The following is a 14,255-nucleotide window of genomic DNA, read 5'->3' on the forward strand; positions in this document are numbered from 1 at the left end:
GATGATCCATGTTATCGATGCCGGGAACCGGCACCTCTACGGGGCCGAACTCGAGCAGCATTTCAAAATTCGGCATCAGATTTACGTCGGCGAGCGCAAATGGATGGCGCTCGAACGGCCCGATGGCCGCGAGGTCGACCAGTTCGACACTGAGGACGCGACCTATCTGCTGGCGATCGAGAACGGGCGCGTGATCGGCGGCACGCGGCTCGTTCCGACGGAGTGCCCGCATCTGATGGCGGATGTCTTCCCGTTCCTGGCCGATGTGCGCGGGCTCCAGCGCGGCAGCGACATCGTCGAATGGACCCGCATCTTCGTCGTGCCGGAGCGGCGCGGCGGCGACAGCAAGGTCCTGCATTCCGTCATGGCCGGGATGTTCGAGCATTGCCTCGCCAACGACATCTCGGCGATCACGGTGGTGATGGAGACCTGGTGGATGCCGCGTTTCCTGGAGCTGGGCTGGGAGGTCCGGCCACTCGGCCTGCCGACCATGATCGACGGCATGAACTGCGTCGGCACGATCATCACGGTGAGCGAAGAGGCTTATCGCCGGACTCTCGCCTTCAAGGACATTGAAGCGCCGGTCATCCTGTCGCGCCGCGGCGCGAAGCGGGCTCCCGGCGAACGGAGGATTCCGCATGGCTAGTCAGCACGATGCGAGCAGCAGCCGCGCCAAGATCGAATATGCGCTGGGGCTGCTCACCACCCTCCTGCGCAATCATCCCGTGCATCAGGAGCTGGTGGATGTCGCCTATCGCATGGACCTGCCGGACGAGCTCTGGCTCGCGGTCCAGATCCTGTCGATGTCGGAGCCGGATCAGTCGAAGCTTCGGGACTTCCTGCTGGTGAATCCCAGCCCGCAACTGCAGCGGCTCAACCGGAGCACGCTCGTCCTGACCCAGGACGCGGCGCCGGCCTTGCACTGATAGAGAGTGTCCCGATCAGCTCTCGTCGCGAGCTGATCGGCTTCCTCTGGCCGTGTCCGGGCGGGTTACTGCTCGATGGTTTCGATCGGGCTGTCGCCGAGCGACTCGACGAGATCGACGATACGCCGGCGCACGCGCGGGTTCTTGATGCGCACGAAAGCCTTGGTCAGCTGCACGCCCTCGCTGGTGGCGAGGAAGTCGGCGACATAGGTCGTGGTCGACGCCTCCGCGAAGCCGTTGCCGATGGTCTCGTCGGCTGGAGCACCGTCGAAGAAGAAGGCGACGGGCACGCCGAGCATCTTGGAGATCTGCTGCAGGCGGCTGGCGCTGATCCGGTTGGTGCCCTTCTCGTATTTCTGCACCTGCTGGAAGGTCAGGCCGAGGGCCTCGCCGAGCTTTTCCTGGCTGACGCCGGCGAGCATCCGGCGCATCCGGACGCGGCTGCCGACATGGCGGTCGATCGGGTTTGGTACTTTCTTCAACATGGCTGCCGGTCCCCTTTGTTTTATCCGTCCAGACCTGTCGGTGGCCCGCAGAAGGCCCGGTCCGGCCGGCCATTGGCGGCCTTCCCGGAAGAAAGTTCCAAATGGGATCACCGTCTCCGCACTAATACTCCAGCGAGCAATAAGCTGGCAACTACACCTGCAAAGAAAAGGTCGCCGAAGCGGGAATAGACCGTCGCCGCTCCGGCGCGAGGCAGGCTCGTATCGAGGACGCCCGTCTCGCCGAGCGGCAGCGCCGCACGGATGCGGCCGTAATGGTCGACCACCGCCGAGATGCCGGTATTGGCAACGCGCACCAGCGGCAGACCCTCCTCGATGGCGCGCAGCCGGGCCTGGGCGAGATGCTGATAGGGCCCGCTGGTCTGCCCAAACCAGCCGTCATTGGTGAGGTTGAGGATGAAGCCCGGCCGCGGACCGCTCGGCATCGCCGCGCCGGGAAAGATCACCTCGTAGCAGATCAGTGCCGCCGCCGGCGGCAGGCCACGGATCGACAGCGGCGTGCGTCGGCTGCCCGAGGCGAAGCCGCCGGGCACCGAGACGAACTCCGACAGTCCCACGGCGCGGATCAGCCGCTCCAGTACGGGCGGCAGATATTCGCCGAAGGGAACAAGATGGACCTTGTCATAACTGCCGGTGATCACGCCCTCGTCGTTGACGACCTGGATCGAATTGTAGATCGGCGGCCGGCTTTCGCCGGGCAGGGTCTCGCCGGCGCGGGCGGCGCCGGTGATCAGCGTCGTGTTCGGCGGCAGCAGGGCGGCGATCCGGGCCAGCGCCTGCGGCGTGCGCCCGAGCAGGAAGGGGAAGGCCGATTCGGGCCAGATCAGATGTGTCACGTCCTGCACGCCGGAGGTCGCCGGGCCGGTCGCGCGGTCGCTCAGCGACAGATACTGCGACAGGATCATCTCGCTGTTGCGCGCGCTGAACTTGGCGTCCTGCGGCAGGTTCGGCTGCATCAGTCGCAGTTTGACCCCGTTCACCGCCGCGACGGGCTCCGTCGGAATCCGCCAGGCGCCGAAACCGGCCATCACGGCCAGCGTGAAGCCTGCCAACACCAGCGCGCGCCAACGGCTCTCGCCGTCCCCGCTCGTGCCGAGCACGGCCGGTGCCGCGCCGATCGCGACCGCGAGCGCGGTCAGCCCATAGAGCCCGACTACGCTTGCGCTCTGGGCGAGCCAGGCCGGCCCGGCCAGCATCATCCCATAGACGTTCCACGGGAAGCCGGTGAGGACATGGCCGCGCAGCCATTCGCTCAGCGCCAGCGCTGCCGCCAGCACCAGAATACGGCCGGCGCCGGTCGGCCACAGCGTCCGCGCCAGCGCGAAGCCGGCGGCCGGGAAGATGGCGAGGAAGGCCGGCAGGGCGACGACGCCGAGCGGCATCGCCCAGGCGAACTTGTCGGCCTCGACCAGGAAGGCGGCGCCGAGCCACCACAATCCGGCGAGGTGATAGCCGAAGCCCCACCACCAGCCAGCGCTCGCGGCGGCCCAGAGGCGCCCGCGCCGGGTCTGCGCGACCGAGCCGTCGATCAGCCAGACCGCGACGGTCATCGGCACGACCATCAGCGGCCAGAGGTCGAGCGGGGCGAGCGCCAGCGCGCCGCTGGCGCCGCTGAGGAGCGCGATCAGCCGGCGCGGCCAACCCCAGGCGAGGATGACGCGGTCGGCCAGCCCTGACAGCTTGGTCATGCGGCGTCCGGAGCGGCTGGCGGCTGCTCGGCCGTGACCGGGTCACGGCGATGGATGCGCAGGCGCTTGACCCGGCGCGGATCGGCGTCGAGCACCTCGAATTCGAGATCCTCGGGGCCTTTGATCAATTCGCCGCGCACTGGCACACGGCCGGCCAGCGTCACGATCAGGCCACCGAGCGTGTCGACCTCCTCGGCGACCTCGGCACTCGACAGGTCGATCCCGGTCGCCTGCCTCAGCTCGTCGAGCGTGGCGCGGGCATCGGCGATGTAGCGGTTCTCGCCGGCCGGCGCGATCGCCGGCGCTTCGTCGAGATCGTGCTCGTCCTCGATGTCGCCGACGACGATCTCGACGAGGTCCTCGATCGAGATCAGCCCGTCGGTGCCGCCATATTCGTCGATCACCAGGGCGATATGGGTGCGCGTCGCCTGCATCCGGACCAGGAGATCCACCGCCGGCATCGAGGGCGGAACGTAGAGAACCGGCCGCAGGATCTTGGCCTGCGCCAGCGTCATGGAAAGGTCGATGGCGCCGAGACTCGGCCCGGCGCCGGCTTCCGCCTCGCCGCGCAGCTTCCGGCCCGGCTTGGCTCGGGCGGCGATGAAATCGAGGAAATCGCGGATATGGATCATCCCGCGGGGATCATCGAGCGATTCGCCGTAGACAGGCAGGCGCGAATGGCCGGCGGTGCGGAACAGTGCGAGCAGATCGCCTAGCGTCGCTTCCGAGGAGACCGCGATGACGTCGGCACGCGGCACCATCACGTCGGCGACGCGGCGCTCGCGCAGACTCAGCACGTTCGAGAGCATCGCCCGCTCTTGCGGCGAGAGGTCGGTGACCCCGCCGCTGTCCTGCGCCAGCGCCTCGGTGATGTCCTCGCGGATCGAGCCGCCATGGCGCAGGCCGAGCCGGTCGAGGAACTGGCCGAGCCAGTGTGACAGGCCGCGGCCTGATGGTTCCGACGATGATGAAGATCGGGGGTCGTCGCTCATGACGCAGGCTGGAGCTTCTGGTTCTTGGCCGTTTGGCGGGGCTGCATGGGTTCCGGCTCCGAGCCGGCATAGGGATCGGCGATGCCGAGCCGGGCGAGCGCCGCGGTCTCCAGCGCTTCCATGCGCTGCGCCTGCTCCTCGGTCTCGTGATCCTCGCCGACGAGGTGCAGCAGGCCATGGATCACGAGATGGCTGAGATGGTCGCCGAAAGACTTCTCCTCGGCTTCGGCTTCGCGAGCGACCGTCTCGAAGGCGAGCACGATGTCGCCGATCACCGGGCTCGACGCGATCCGCTCGGGCGGCGCGGCCGGGAAGGAGAGGACGTTGGTCGCCTTGTCGAAGCCGCGCCAGTCGCGATTGACGATGCGGATGCGTTTGTCGTCGGTCAGCAGCAGGCTGAGCTCCGCGCCCGGCGAGGGCTTGACCGGCGCGAGCATGAGCGCCGCCTCGATGGCGGCGTTGATGCGCGGCTTCAGATCCTCGACCTCGCGCCAGCGCCGCGACTGGATGCGGACGTCGAGTGTGAGCCCGCCAGGGGCAGGCTCCGTAGGTTTGGTCCGCGGCGCCGTGCGCCGCGAACGAGGTCGATCGGTCATCGCGGCCGCTCCCGCGACAGCATGCGCTTCAGCCCGTCGGCATCGCCTTCGACAGGCGCGTCCGGCGCGGGCAGGGCGGCGAGACGGGCCTCGCGCTCGTCGCGCTCCTTTCGGGCGGCATCCTCATAGGCCATGACGATGCGGCGCACGAGCGCATGGCGCACCACGTCGCCCTCCTCGAAGCGGGCATGGCCGACGCCTTCGACGCCCGAGAGCAGCCGGACCGCCTCGACCAGGCCGGAGCGCTGGCCCGGCGGCAGGTCGACCTGCGAGGGGTCGCCGGTGATGATCATGCGCGAGCCCTCGCCCAGGCGGGTGAGGAACATCTTCATCTGCACGGAGGTGGCGTTCTGCGCCTCGTCGAGCAGCACCACGGCGTTGCTCAGCGTGCGCCCGCGCATGAAGGCGAGCGGGGCGATCTCGATCATCCCGGTCTGCAAGGCGCGCTCGACATGGCGTGCCTCCATGAAGTCGTTGAGCGCGTCGTAGATCGGCCGCAGATAGGGATCGACCTTCTCGCGCATGTCGCCGGGCAGGAAGCCCAGGCGCTCGCCGGCTTCGACCGCCGGGCGCGACAGCACCATGCGTTCGACCACGCCCTGCTCGATCAGCGAGACGGCGTGGCCGACGGCGAGCCAGGTCTTGCCGGTGCCGGCGGGGCCCTCGGCGAGGACGAGCTCATGGCGCTTGAGCTGGCGCAGATAAGCGTCCTGTGCCGCGTTGCGGGCCCGGACCGGACCGCGCTTGCGCGTGACTACCGCGTCGAAGGCCGCCTTCCCGGCATTGTCGGAGGGGAAGAGCGAGCGCTGCGCATTGCTCTCCTCGATTGCGCCGTCGACCTCGCCGAGATTGACGGCCGCGCCGGTCTTGGCGCGGGCATAGAGCGTGCGCAGCACACGGCTCGCCTGCTCGGCGGTCTCGCGCGGGCCCTTGATCGTGACGTGGTTGCCGTTCGGGCTGACGACGACGCCGAGGCGTCGTTCCAGATGCGCCAGGTTCTGGTCGTAATGGCCGAAGACCAGGCCGACGGTCTGGTTGTTGTCGAAGGTGAGTTCGACCTCCGCGCCGGGCAGGCCCTCGCGCGTCAACGCCTCGTCGCGGCGGCCGCCGCGCTCGGCTTTCGGGTTGAATTGATCGGCCTGGGCCAATGCCATTGTCTCCACTGGGAATGAGTCGGACAGGCGCAGTCAGAATCCGTCACCGCAACGCCGACGCCATCGCACGCTACGCACTCGAACCCTCTTCAGGCAGCCAGGTCCGGCCGCTCCACCGCGCGGCCGAACAGCGAATTCGAGCCGGCGCGTTCGATCTCGACCATGACGCGATCGCCGATCCGGTGCGTCGTGCTCTCGATCTGGACCGCCTGCATATAGGGCGTCTTGCCGGCGAGCTGGCCGGGATGGCGGCCGGTCCGCTCGAGCAGCACTTCGACGGTACGCCCGACCATGGCGTGATTGAACTCCTGCCGATGCTGCTCGACCAGGGCCTGCAGCCGGTGGAGCCGCTCGTCCATCACGGCGGGCGGTACCTGCTCGGAGAGCTCGGCCGCCGGCGTGCCCGGGCGCGGCGAGTACTTGAACGAATAGGCGGACGCGAAGCGCACATCGGCGATCAGCCGCAGCGTCTCCTCGAAATCGGCGTCGCTCTCGCCGGGGAAGCCGACGATAAAGTCGGACGACAGCGCGATGTCGGGCCTCGCCCCACGAATCCTCTCGATCAGCCGGCGATACTCGTCCCCGGTATGCTTGCGGTTCATCGCCGCGAGAATCCGGTCGGAGCCGGCCTGCACCGGCAGGTGCAGGAACGGCATCACCTGCGGCAGGTCGCGATGGGCGGCGATCAATTCGTCGTCCATGTCGCGCGGATGGCTCGTCGTGTAGCGGATGCGGGCGATGCCCGGCACCTCGGCGATGCGGGTCATCAAGCGCGCCAGCGTCCAGATGCTGCCGTCCGGTCCCTCGCCATGATAGGCGTTGACGTTCTGGCCGAGCAGCGAGACGTCCTGCACGCCCGCCTGCGCCAATCGCTCGACTTCGGCCAGCACTTGCGCAACCGGACGCGAGAACTCGGCACCGCGCGTATAGGGCACGACGCAGAAGGCGCAGAACTTGTCGCAGCCTTCCTGCACGGTGACGAAGGCCGAGACGCCACGGGCGAGGATCGCCGCCGGCTTCGGGGCCGGCAGATGGTCGAACTTGTCTTCGGGCGGCAGTTCGGTGTCGACGACGCGGCCGCGCTTCGCCTGCGCCAGCAATTCGGGCAGGCGATGATAGGTCTGCGGGCCGATGACGAGGTCGACGGCGGGCTGGCGCCGCTGGATCTCGGCGCCTTCCGCCTGCGCGACGCAGCCGGCGACGACCAGCGTGGTCTCGCGCCCTTCCGCCTTCCGTTCGCGCTTCAGGTCGCGCAGCTTGCCGAGCTCGGTATAGACCTTGTGGGCGGCACGCTCGCGGATATGGCAGGTATTCAGCAGGATGAGGTCGGCGTCGTCAGGCGTCGCAGTCTCGACATAGCCCTGCTGGCCTAGGACGTCGGCCATGCGCTGGCCATCATAGACGTTCATCTGGCAGCCATAGGACTTGATGTGGACTTTCTTCATCAATGCTGATCCGGCCTCAACCGCGTCTCCTTATCCCAATCGCCCCGAGCATGGGAATCATATCGCCGCCAACAGTCGCCACGCAATATCCGGGCCGCAACAGTCCGAAGCAGATTGAATCTGGCTCAGCCGCGTGACCGGCCGGTGACGGCCTCCTGCCGCGCCCGCCGGATCGCGATCTCGGCGAGCCGCGTCGCCTCCTTGCGCGAGAGCTTGCGGCCCATTCGGATCGGCTCGCCCCAGGCGAGTTCGACATCGATGGCGCCGGAATTGATCATCGCCTGCAAATGCGGCGCGAGTTCGGTGTCGCCATACCAGGCCAGCGCCGAGCGTTCGGCCCGCCCGCCGCGCAGGCCGTGGAAACCGGTATAGGTGATACAGAGCGGATAGACCGTGGTCTCGGACTCGTCCGTCCCGCGCACGGCTTCGTGAGCGGCGCCAAGCAAGGAAGAGCGCAGCGGCACGATGCGTGTGCCGTCGCCGGTCGTGCCCTCGGCGAAGAGCACCACCGACTGCCCGTCCTGAAGGCGCTTGCCCATCTCGCTGGCGACGCCGGCGGTGGCTCCGCGGCGCATCCGGTCGATGAAGACGGTGCGCTGCAGCGTCGAGAGCCAGCCGATCACTGGCCAGGTCGCGACCTCGGCCTTGGCGACGAAAGAGAGCGGTCCCGTCGTGCCAACGACGGGAATGTCGAGCCAGGAGATGTGGTTGGCGACGATCAGCCCGCCCTCTCCAGGACGTGGAGCCTCGCCGCGCGCAGTGATTCGCACGCCGAAGCTGCGGCAGACCAGCTTCTGGAACAGCCGGGTGAAATAGAACGGCCGCCCGAACCGCATCGCGACGAGCTGAGGCGGGATCAGGACAAGCGTGCCGAGGACGAGCAGCGCAAGCCGCGCCATGGCGCCGGGACGGAGGCCTTTCATGCTGGGCCGTTCATTCTCTGCGCAGGCGCCTCACTGTTGCGGAACCGGCTATAATCGGGCTTTTCGCGAGCGTCTATGTCGCGCGGCTCAACCGAGATCGCGCCGCATCACCAGCGCGGCTGCCCGGCTGCCGTCCGGCTTCGGGTAATAGCCCTCGCGGCGCCCCACGGTCTCGAAGCCGAGCCGATCATAGAGGCCGATCGCCGGCGCGTTGCCTTCCTCGACCTCGAGGAAGAGACGCGCCGTGCCACGCGCCGCCAGTTGCGCCAGATGGGCTGAGAGCAGCGTCTGCCCGAGCCCGGACCGCCGCCGCCCGCCAGCAACCACGATGCTGAGGATTTCCGCCTCGTCGGCTGCGATTCTCGACATTACGAAGCCGCAAGGCTCGCCGGCGCTGCCGATGAACACGCCTTCGGCCACCACTGCCGGGTCGGCGAGCAGCGCCGCGCATTCGCCCGGTTCCCAAAGCCGGGCGAAGCCGCCCTGATGATGCAGGGCTGCGACCTGGCGGGCATGGCGGACGTCGAGCGGGCTGGTGCGGCCGGTCGCTGGCCGACGCCCGAACAGGGACCGGAACCAATCCATCGCGCTAGATCACGATGATTCTGAATCGAATCGATCCAAAATCATCAAACGTGATCGATTCTAACAGTTTAGAGCAGGATTCCTGCGAAAAACCGGTTCCCACTTTTTCGCATCCTGCTCTAGCGCCGCGGCAGCCGGGCGCGATCCTGCGGCGTCGTTTCCGGCGGCTTGAGATAGAGCGGGCGCGGCGGCGCGCTCTCGGGGTCGGCGATCATGCCGAGCCGCGCCACCCAGGTCACATCCGGCGCCTTGGCGTCGTCGACCACGAGCGCGTCGAGCCCGATCGCCCAGGCTTCGTTGGCGACGGCGAGTGCGGCCGAGCCGACCAGCGAGACCGGGCCGGCGCCGATGGCGCGGGCGGCGTCGCGATGATTGACCTGGCGGACCGAGACAAGCTGCTTGCCCTGCGCGTTCATCGCCTGGAACCAGACCTGGCCGTGCTTGGCGTCGACCGCTGCTGCGACGACGCGCCCGCCCTCGCGGCCGATGAAGGGCGCGGCGCTGGCGGCGAGCGTCGAGATGCCGATGGCGGGAATGCCGGCGGCGAGCGCGATCGCCCGGGCCGCGCTGATGCCGACACGCAGGCCGGTATAGCTGCCGGGGCCGATGGTGACAGCGACGCGGTCGAGCGAGGAGAAACCGCCCTCGGCGCTGCCCATCACGCGCTCGATCATCGGCATCAGCGCCTCGGCATGGCCACGCTCCATCGCGGTCTGCTCGATCGCGAGGGGAGCGGCTTCGCTGGTGTCGAGCACGCAGGCCGAACAGGCGCCGAGCGCGGTGTCTATCGCAAGGATGCGCACGAGCTGTTTCCCGGCCTTTGGAACGCTTCGATCACCTCCCCGGCCGGGACGACCGGGGAGTGAGCAAAATCAAAAAAATGCGACTGCGGTCAAACCGCCTCGACCTCGCGCACCTGCGGCAGGAAATGCCGCAGCAGGTTCTGGATGCCGTGCTTCAGCGTCGCCGTCGAGGACGGGCAGCCCGAGCAGGAGCCCTTCATCGCGAGATAGACCGTGCCGTCCTTGTAGCCGCGGAAGGTGATATCGCCACCATCGCCGGCCACGGCCGGGCGGATGCGTGTCTCGAGCAATTCCTTGATCGTGTCGACGGTCGCGGCGTCCTCCTCGGCGAAGAACTCGTCCTCGCTCTCGGCGATCTCGTCGACCGGGGCGCTATCGCTCATCAGCGGCGCGCCGGACATATAGTGTTCCATGATCGCGCCGAGGATGGCGGGCTTGAGATGCGGCCACTCGCCCTCGGCCTTGGTCACGGTGATGAAGTCCGAGCCGAAGAATACGGCCGAGACGCCCTTGACGCCGAACAGGCGCGTGGCGAGCGGCGAGCGCTCGGCAAGGGCCGGATCGCGCAATTCGATCGGGCCCTGCGGCGAAACGCTGCGGCCGGGCAGGAACTTCAGGGTGGCGGGGTTGGGCGTGGCTTCGGTCTGGATGAACATGGCTTGTCTCCGGCGCCGGCGGGTCAAGACCGCCGTTCCTGTTCCCGATATAGGCCGGACGCTGGAATCATTCCAGCAGTTGCGACCTCGGGTCAGGCCAATGCGTCGATTTCCTCGTCGGCGAGATGGCCGGGCACGATCGCAACCGGGATCGGGAAGGTGCCGGCGCCCTTGCCGGCGAGCGCGCTGACCAGCGGGCCGGGCCCGTCGCGGCCCGTGCCGGCGGCGAGTACCAGCAGCGAGATGTCCTCGTCGGCCTCGATCAGCTTGACCATCTCGTCGGCCTTGATGCCGGTGCGCACGACTTTCTCGGGCTCAAGCCCGGCCAGCGAGCGCACAGCGGCGGCGGCGGCGTCGATCAATTCCTGCGCCTCGGCTTCGGCATCGGCCTGCACCATGTCGCCGACTCCGAGCCAGGTCTCGTCAGCCGGCGGGGTCACGACGCCGAGCAGCACGATCGATGCGCCGAGGCGGGCGCAGCGCCGCGCCGCGAAGCGTACCGCCTTGGCGCATTCCTCGCTGTCGTCGACGACAGCGAGGAATTTCGGGCGATGGCCCGTCTCATAGGACCGCCGTCTCTTCACCATTGCTGTCGCCTGCCGCCGGTTTCAGGACTTCCCATGGTGACAGGCGTCGCAAGGTCAGCGCAAGCCTCCCTCACATTGCCTGCCGGATCAGCGCCGGCGCACGAAGCCGGTGATGTCCTTGACATCGAGCATGATCGGCGCGGCGATCGCGGCGGCGCGGTCGGCACCGTCGCTGAGGATGCCGTCGATATGGCTGGGATCGGCCAGCAGCCGGCGCATCTCGCCGGCGATCGGCGCGAGCTTGCCGACGGCGAGCTCGACCAGAGCGGCCTTGAAGCCGGAGAACTGGCTGCCGCCGAACTCAGCCAGCACCTGCGCCTTGCTCTCGCCGGAGAGGCCGGCATAGATCCCGACGAGGTTCTCGGCCTCCGGCCGGCCCTCCAGCCCCTTTTCCTCGGAGGGCAGGGCTTCGGGGTCGGTCTTCGCCTTGCGGATCTTCTGGGCGATCATGTCGGCATCATCGGTCAGGTTGATGCGCGAATAGTCCGATGGGTCCGATTTCGACATCTTCTTGGTGCCGTCGCGCAGGCTCATAACCCGCGGCGCCGGACCCTGGATCATCGGCTCGGGCAGCGGGAAATAGCCGAGCTCGCCGGTACCGAGGTCAAGCTCGGCGATGCGTTCGGCGAAGTCGTTGTTGAACTTCTGGGCGATGTCGCGGGTCAGCTCGAGATGCTGCTTCTGGTCCTCGCCGACCGGGACATGCGTCGCCTTGTAGAGCAGGATGTCGGCCGCCATCAGCACGGGATAGTCGTAGAGCCCGACCGAGGCGTTCTCGCGGTCCTTGCCGGCCTTCTCCTTGAACTGGGTCATGCGGTTGAGCCAGCCGAGCCGGGCGATCGTGTTGAACACCCAGGCGAGCTCGGCATGGCCGGAGACCTGGCTCTGATTGAAGATGATGCTCTTCTTCGGGTCGACACCGGCGGCGATATAGGCGGCTGCGACCTCGCGCGTGGCGCGGGTCAGTTCGACCGGTCCGCCCCAGACGTCGAGCCCCTGCGTGATCGCGTGCATGTCGACGACACAATAGATGCAGTCATGTGTCTTCTGCATCGCGACCCAGTTCACCAGTGCGCCGAGATAATTGCCGAGATGGAGCGTCGAGGTCGGCTGCATGCCGGAGAAGACGCGGGGAGTGAAAGCGGCCATGGGGCGCTCCGTCGTCAGGGCGGAAAAAGTCTTGAGTCGGGGGTCGATCCGCTCAGGAACGCGGCGTTCTGACGGAAGCGCCGCGAAGGCGCAAGAGCCGCGGCGGCAGAACCGCGTCGAAGGCGCCGAGCAGGAAGCCGGCGATGGCGTAGGTTGCGGCGCCCGCGCAGCAGAGGAGCGCCAGCGCGCCGGCCCGCCACAGCGCCGGCTGGTCCGGATTCAGCGCCGAGAGGAGCGGCCTGATCGTGGCTTCGAGCACCGCGACCATGAGCACGGCGGCCATGATGATGGCCAGCATCGTCCTGGCATCGGCCCAGCGCGGCCGCCACAGGCCAGCCCGCAGCAGATGACCGCCGAGCAGCCCCGCCTGAGCGATGAAGGCGAGACTTGCTGCCAGAGCGCCGATCATCGCCGCATCGCGCCAGCCGAGCAGAGAGAAACCCGCGAGCGCCGCCACGGCGACTGCGGCAAAGCCGGCGATCAGCGGCAGGCGCGGCCGGCGGCGCACGAAATAGACCTGCCCGAACACCTTGGCGGCGAGCGCGAAGGGCAGGCCGCAGGCGAAGGCCGCGAGCGCCGCAGCGGTACGCTCGCGATCGGCGGCGTTGAACTGCCCGTTCTCGAACAGCACCGAGACGATCGGCTCGGCCAGCACGTAGAGCGCCGTGGCGGCCGGGATCGCCAATGCCAGCCCAAGCGCCAGCGCCCTGCCGAGCAGTGCGTCGTGGTCCGCCTGCGATGTCTCGCCCGCCATGGCCGAAAGCACGACTGTGCCCATGGCGACGCCGAAGAAGGAGAGCGGCAATTGGAAGACGCGGTCGGCATAGTACAGCGCCGAGACCGAGCCGGGCGCGGTCGAGGCGATTTGCGTCGAGATCAAGAGGACGAGCTGCCCGGCGGAGGCGGCGAGCAAGGTCGCGCCGCCCGTCCGGACCAGTCGTGTCATGTCCGGCGACCAGCGCAGGCTGGGCCGGGGCAGGCCGATGCCGCGCAGCCGCCACAGGATCATCGCCAGGTGGGCAAGGCCGGTCACGCTGAGGCAGGCAGCGAGCAGGGTCGCGCTGGCATGGCTGTCGCTGCCGCGGAACAGCTCAATCAGCAAGGCCGCGAGCAGGATCGCGTTCATCAAGGCTGGCGCCAGAGCCGCCACGGTAAAGCGGCCTTCGGCATTGAGCAGTGCCGCCAGCAGGGCGGCGAGCGTGGTCAGCAGCACAAAAGGCAGCATCAGCCTGATATAGAAGGCGGCGAGCGCCAGCGTCTGCGGTTCATCGGCGAAGCCGCCGGCCAAACCGAGCACGACCCAGGGCGCGAAGATCTCCGCCAGAACGACGAAGCCGAGCAGCAATAGCCCGAGCTGACTCGCCGCCGCACCGGCAAAGCGCTTTGCATCCTCCTCACCGCGCTCGGCCTTGATGGCGAGATAGAGTGGCACGAAGGGTGCGTTCAGCCCGCCCTCGCCGAGCACGCGCCGGACGAGGTTCGGTAGCCGCAAGGCCGCTAGAAACGCGTCCGCCACGGGACCGGCGCCGAGCAGGCGCGCGATCAGCACGTCGCGGGCGAAGCCGAGCAGGCGCGACAGGATCGTCGCTGCGCCGACGATCAGCGAATCGCGGGCGAGGCGGGAGGTTAGCTGTGGCGATTTGCCATGCACGACCGGCTCCTCGGTCACAGCCCGAGGTCCTCGCGCAGGCGGTCGATCTGGTGCATGCGCTGATGCAGGATCGTGACGATGCCGATGTCGCCATTCGTCAGGCGGCGCCAATAGATGACATGGCGTTCATAGCGCACCGTGAAGCCATCGACGCCGAACTCGGCCGGAACTGGACGCGATACCGCGACATGCGTCGCGATGCGGCCGAAGGTCTCGAACAGCCCCTCGATATAGCGCTGCGCCTGCTCCTCGCCCCAACGCTCGCGGGTATAGCGGTAGATCTCGTCGAGGCGGTGCGAGGCCGCTTCCTGAATGCGGATCGCAGCCATGGGCCGTCAGATCTGGTTGCGCGCGATTACCTCGGCGGCGGTGAGCGGTCTGTAGGCGGAATCGGGTGCAGCAAAAGCCTGCTGCAACTCAGCTTTCAGCCGTTCGAAAGCCGCCTGTTCCGTGCGCTCCTTGTCGCGACGGATCAGGTCGCGGACATATTCGCTGACATTCTCGTAGTCGCCGTCCGGGCCGACATTCTCGGCGACGAAGTCGCTCAAGGGGCCGCTGATCCGGACAGTCATGGTGGTCGTGCGCGGCATGGCTCAC

The 14,255-nt window shown here is 68.0% G+C and carries 17 protein-coding genes; 2 read left to right on the forward strand and 15 right to left on the reverse strand.

Features of this window, described 5'->3' with window-relative positions; all coding sequences use genetic code 11:
- Position 1 precedes the first annotated feature (1 nt).
- Together ACQKLX_RS19455 and ACQKLX_RS19460 are read left to right on the forward strand one after the other, a co-directional pair.
- Positions 2-646 (forward strand): acyl-homoserine-lactone synthase, encoded by a 645-nt coding sequence (locus tag ACQKLX_RS19455; protein ID WP_427363210.1) that lies wholly within the window; start codon positions 2-4, stop codon positions 644-646.
- Positions 639-926: a hypothetical protein gene (locus tag ACQKLX_RS19460; RefSeq protein ID WP_427363211.1), complete on the forward strand. Its 288-nt coding sequence runs from the start codon at positions 639-641 to the stop codon at positions 924-926. Before ACQKLX_RS19455 ends, ACQKLX_RS19460 begins: the two co-directional genes overlap by 8 nt.
- Positions 927-991: 65 nt before the next feature.
- On the opposite strand, the gene ACQKLX_RS19465 is transcribed toward ACQKLX_RS19460, so the two are convergent.
- The 15 genes from ACQKLX_RS19465 to ACQKLX_RS19535 form a co-directional block, all read right to left on the reverse strand.
- Positions 992-1,411 (reverse strand): helix-turn-helix domain-containing protein, encoded by a 420-nt coding sequence (locus ACQKLX_RS19465; RefSeq protein WP_427363212.1) that lies wholly within the window; start codon positions 1,409-1,411, stop codon positions 992-994.
- A gap of 107 nt (positions 1,412-1,518) precedes the next feature.
- Positions 1,519-3,117 (reverse strand): apolipoprotein N-acyltransferase, encoded by a 1,599-nt coding sequence (gene lnt / locus ACQKLX_RS19470; RefSeq protein ID WP_427363213.1) that lies wholly within the window; start codon positions 3,115-3,117, stop codon positions 1,519-1,521.
- The gene (locus ACQKLX_RS19475) at positions 3,114-4,109 is read right to left on the reverse strand and encodes a hemolysin family protein (protein WP_427363214.1); all 996 of its coding nucleotides are present in this window, start codon (positions 4,107-4,109) and stop codon (positions 3,114-3,116) included. The genes lnt and ACQKLX_RS19475 overlap by 4 nt, the downstream gene beginning before the upstream one ends.
- Complete coding sequence (gene ybeY, locus ACQKLX_RS19480; protein ID WP_427363215.1) at positions 4,106-4,705, reverse strand: rRNA maturation RNase YbeY; 600 nt, start codon at positions 4,703-4,705, stop codon at positions 4,106-4,108. The genes ACQKLX_RS19475 and ybeY overlap by 4 nt, the downstream gene beginning before the upstream one ends.
- Positions 4,702-5,859, reverse strand: coding sequence for a PhoH family protein (locus ACQKLX_RS19485; RefSeq protein WP_427363216.1), 1,158 nt, complete (start codon positions 5,857-5,859; stop codon positions 4,702-4,704). Before ACQKLX_RS19485 ends, ybeY begins: the two co-directional genes overlap by 4 nt.
- 89 nt (positions 5,860-5,948) lie before the next feature.
- A complete protein-coding gene (gene miaB, locus ACQKLX_RS19490; RefSeq protein ID WP_427363217.1) occupies positions 5,949-7,304 on the reverse strand; it encodes a tRNA (N6-isopentenyl adenosine(37)-C2)-methylthiotransferase MiaB in 1,356 nt (451 codons plus the stop codon).
- Positions 7,305-7,429: 125 nt separating this feature from the next.
- Entirely contained in the window at positions 7,430-8,227 is a 798-nt protein-coding gene (locus ACQKLX_RS19495; protein WP_427363218.1) for a lysophospholipid acyltransferase family protein, read from the reverse strand.
- A gap of 87 nt (positions 8,228-8,314) precedes the next feature.
- Positions 8,315-8,812, reverse strand: a complete 498-nt coding sequence (locus ACQKLX_RS19500; RefSeq protein ID WP_427363219.1) for a GNAT family N-acetyltransferase — start codon at positions 8,810-8,812, stop codon at positions 8,315-8,317.
- 119 nt (positions 8,813-8,931) lie between these two features.
- Positions 8,932-9,615 carry a tRNA (adenosine(37)-N6)-threonylcarbamoyltransferase complex dimerization subunit type 1 TsaB gene (gene tsaB / locus ACQKLX_RS19505; RefSeq protein ID WP_427363220.1) on the reverse strand — a complete coding sequence of 228 codons (684 nt, stop codon included), beginning with the start codon at positions 9,613-9,615 and terminating at the stop codon, positions 8,932-8,934.
- Between the two features lie 89 nt (positions 9,616-9,704).
- Positions 9,705-10,271, reverse strand: coding sequence for a NifU family protein (locus tag ACQKLX_RS19510; RefSeq protein ID WP_427363221.1), 567 nt, complete (start codon positions 10,269-10,271; stop codon positions 9,705-9,707).
- Positions 10,272-10,363: 92 nt separating this feature from the next.
- Entirely contained in the window at positions 10,364-10,858 is a 495-nt protein-coding gene (locus tag ACQKLX_RS19515) for a universal stress protein (protein WP_427363222.1), read from the reverse strand.
- Between the two features lie 87 nt (positions 10,859-10,945).
- Positions 10,946-12,007: a tryptophan--tRNA ligase gene (trpS, locus tag ACQKLX_RS19520; protein ID WP_427363223.1), complete on the reverse strand. Its 1,062-nt coding sequence runs from the start codon at positions 12,005-12,007 to the stop codon at positions 10,946-10,948.
- 52 nt (positions 12,008-12,059) lie between these two features.
- Complete coding sequence (murJ, locus tag ACQKLX_RS19525) at positions 12,060-13,676, reverse strand: murein biosynthesis integral membrane protein MurJ (protein WP_427363224.1); 1,617 nt, start codon at positions 13,674-13,676, stop codon at positions 12,060-12,062.
- The gene (locus ACQKLX_RS19530; protein ID WP_427363225.1) at positions 13,673-13,987 is read right to left on the reverse strand and encodes a type II toxin-antitoxin system RelE/ParE family toxin; all 315 of its coding nucleotides are present in this window, start codon (positions 13,985-13,987) and stop codon (positions 13,673-13,675) included. Before ACQKLX_RS19530 ends, murJ begins: the two co-directional genes overlap by 4 nt.
- 6 nt (positions 13,988-13,993) lie before the next feature.
- Positions 13,994-14,248 (reverse strand): ribbon-helix-helix domain-containing protein, encoded by a 255-nt coding sequence (locus ACQKLX_RS19535; protein ID WP_427363226.1) that lies wholly within the window; start codon positions 14,246-14,248, stop codon positions 13,994-13,996.
- Positions 14,249-14,255 lie beyond the last annotated feature (7 nt).

It is taken from the genome of Allobosea sp. NPDC003192 (genome assembly GCF_050275675.1).
Classification (GTDB): Bacteria; Pseudomonadota; Alphaproteobacteria; order Rhizobiales; family Beijerinckiaceae; genus Allobosea.

What these genes read in the sequence shown, in the direction of transcription:
- ACQKLX_RS19485 (WP_427363216.1), bottom strand. Translation starts at nt 5,859, where the DNA reads ATGGCATTGGCCCAGGCCGATCAATTCAACCCGAAAGCCGAGCGCGGC.
- ACQKLX_RS19475 (WP_427363214.1), bottom strand. Translation starts at nt 4,109, where the DNA reads ATGAGCGACGACCCCCGATCTTCATCATCGTCGGAACCATCAGGCCGC.
- ACQKLX_RS19460 (WP_427363211.1), top strand. Translation starts at nt 639, where the DNA reads ATGGCTAGTCAGCACGATGCGAGCAGCAGCCGCGCCAAGATCGAATAT.
- ACQKLX_RS19515 (WP_427363222.1), bottom strand. Translation starts at nt 10,858, where the DNA reads ATGGTGAAGAGACGGCGGTCCTATGAGACGGGCCATCGCCCGAAATTC.
- lnt (WP_427363213.1), bottom strand. Translation starts at nt 3,117, where the DNA reads ATGACCAAGCTGTCAGGGCTGGCCGACCGCGTCATCCTCGCCTGGGGT.
- miaB (WP_427363217.1), bottom strand. Translation starts at nt 7,304, where the DNA reads ATGAAGAAAGTCCACATCAAGTCCTATGGCTGCCAGATGAACGTCTAT.
- ACQKLX_RS19495 (WP_427363218.1), bottom strand. Translation starts at nt 8,227, where the DNA reads ATGAAAGGCCTCCGTCCCGGCGCCATGGCGCGGCTTGCGCTGCTCGTC.
- ACQKLX_RS19500 (WP_427363219.1), bottom strand. Translation starts at nt 8,812, where the DNA reads ATGGATTGGTTCCGGTCCCTGTTCGGGCGTCGGCCAGCGACCGGCCGC.
- ACQKLX_RS19535 (WP_427363226.1), bottom strand. Translation starts at nt 14,248, where the DNA reads ATGCCGCGCACGACCACCATGACTGTCCGGATCAGCGGCCCCTTGAGC.
- ACQKLX_RS19455 (WP_427363210.1), top strand. Translation starts at nt 2, where the DNA reads ATGATCCATGTTATCGATGCCGGGAACCGGCACCTCTACGGGGCCGAA.
- trpS (WP_427363223.1), bottom strand. Translation starts at nt 12,007, where the DNA reads ATGGCCGCTTTCACTCCCCGCGTCTTCTCCGGCATGCAGCCGACCTCG.
- ACQKLX_RS19530 (WP_427363225.1), bottom strand. Translation starts at nt 13,987, where the DNA reads ATGGCTGCGATCCGCATTCAGGAAGCGGCCTCGCACCGCCTCGACGAG.
- ACQKLX_RS19465 (WP_427363212.1), bottom strand. Translation starts at nt 1,411, where the DNA reads ATGTTGAAGAAAGTACCAAACCCGATCGACCGCCATGTCGGCAGCCGC.
- ACQKLX_RS19510 (WP_427363221.1), bottom strand. Translation starts at nt 10,271, where the DNA reads ATGTTCATCCAGACCGAAGCCACGCCCAACCCCGCCACCCTGAAGTTC.
- ybeY (WP_427363215.1), bottom strand. Translation starts at nt 4,705, where the DNA reads ATGACCGATCGACCTCGTTCGCGGCGCACGGCGCCGCGGACCAAACCT.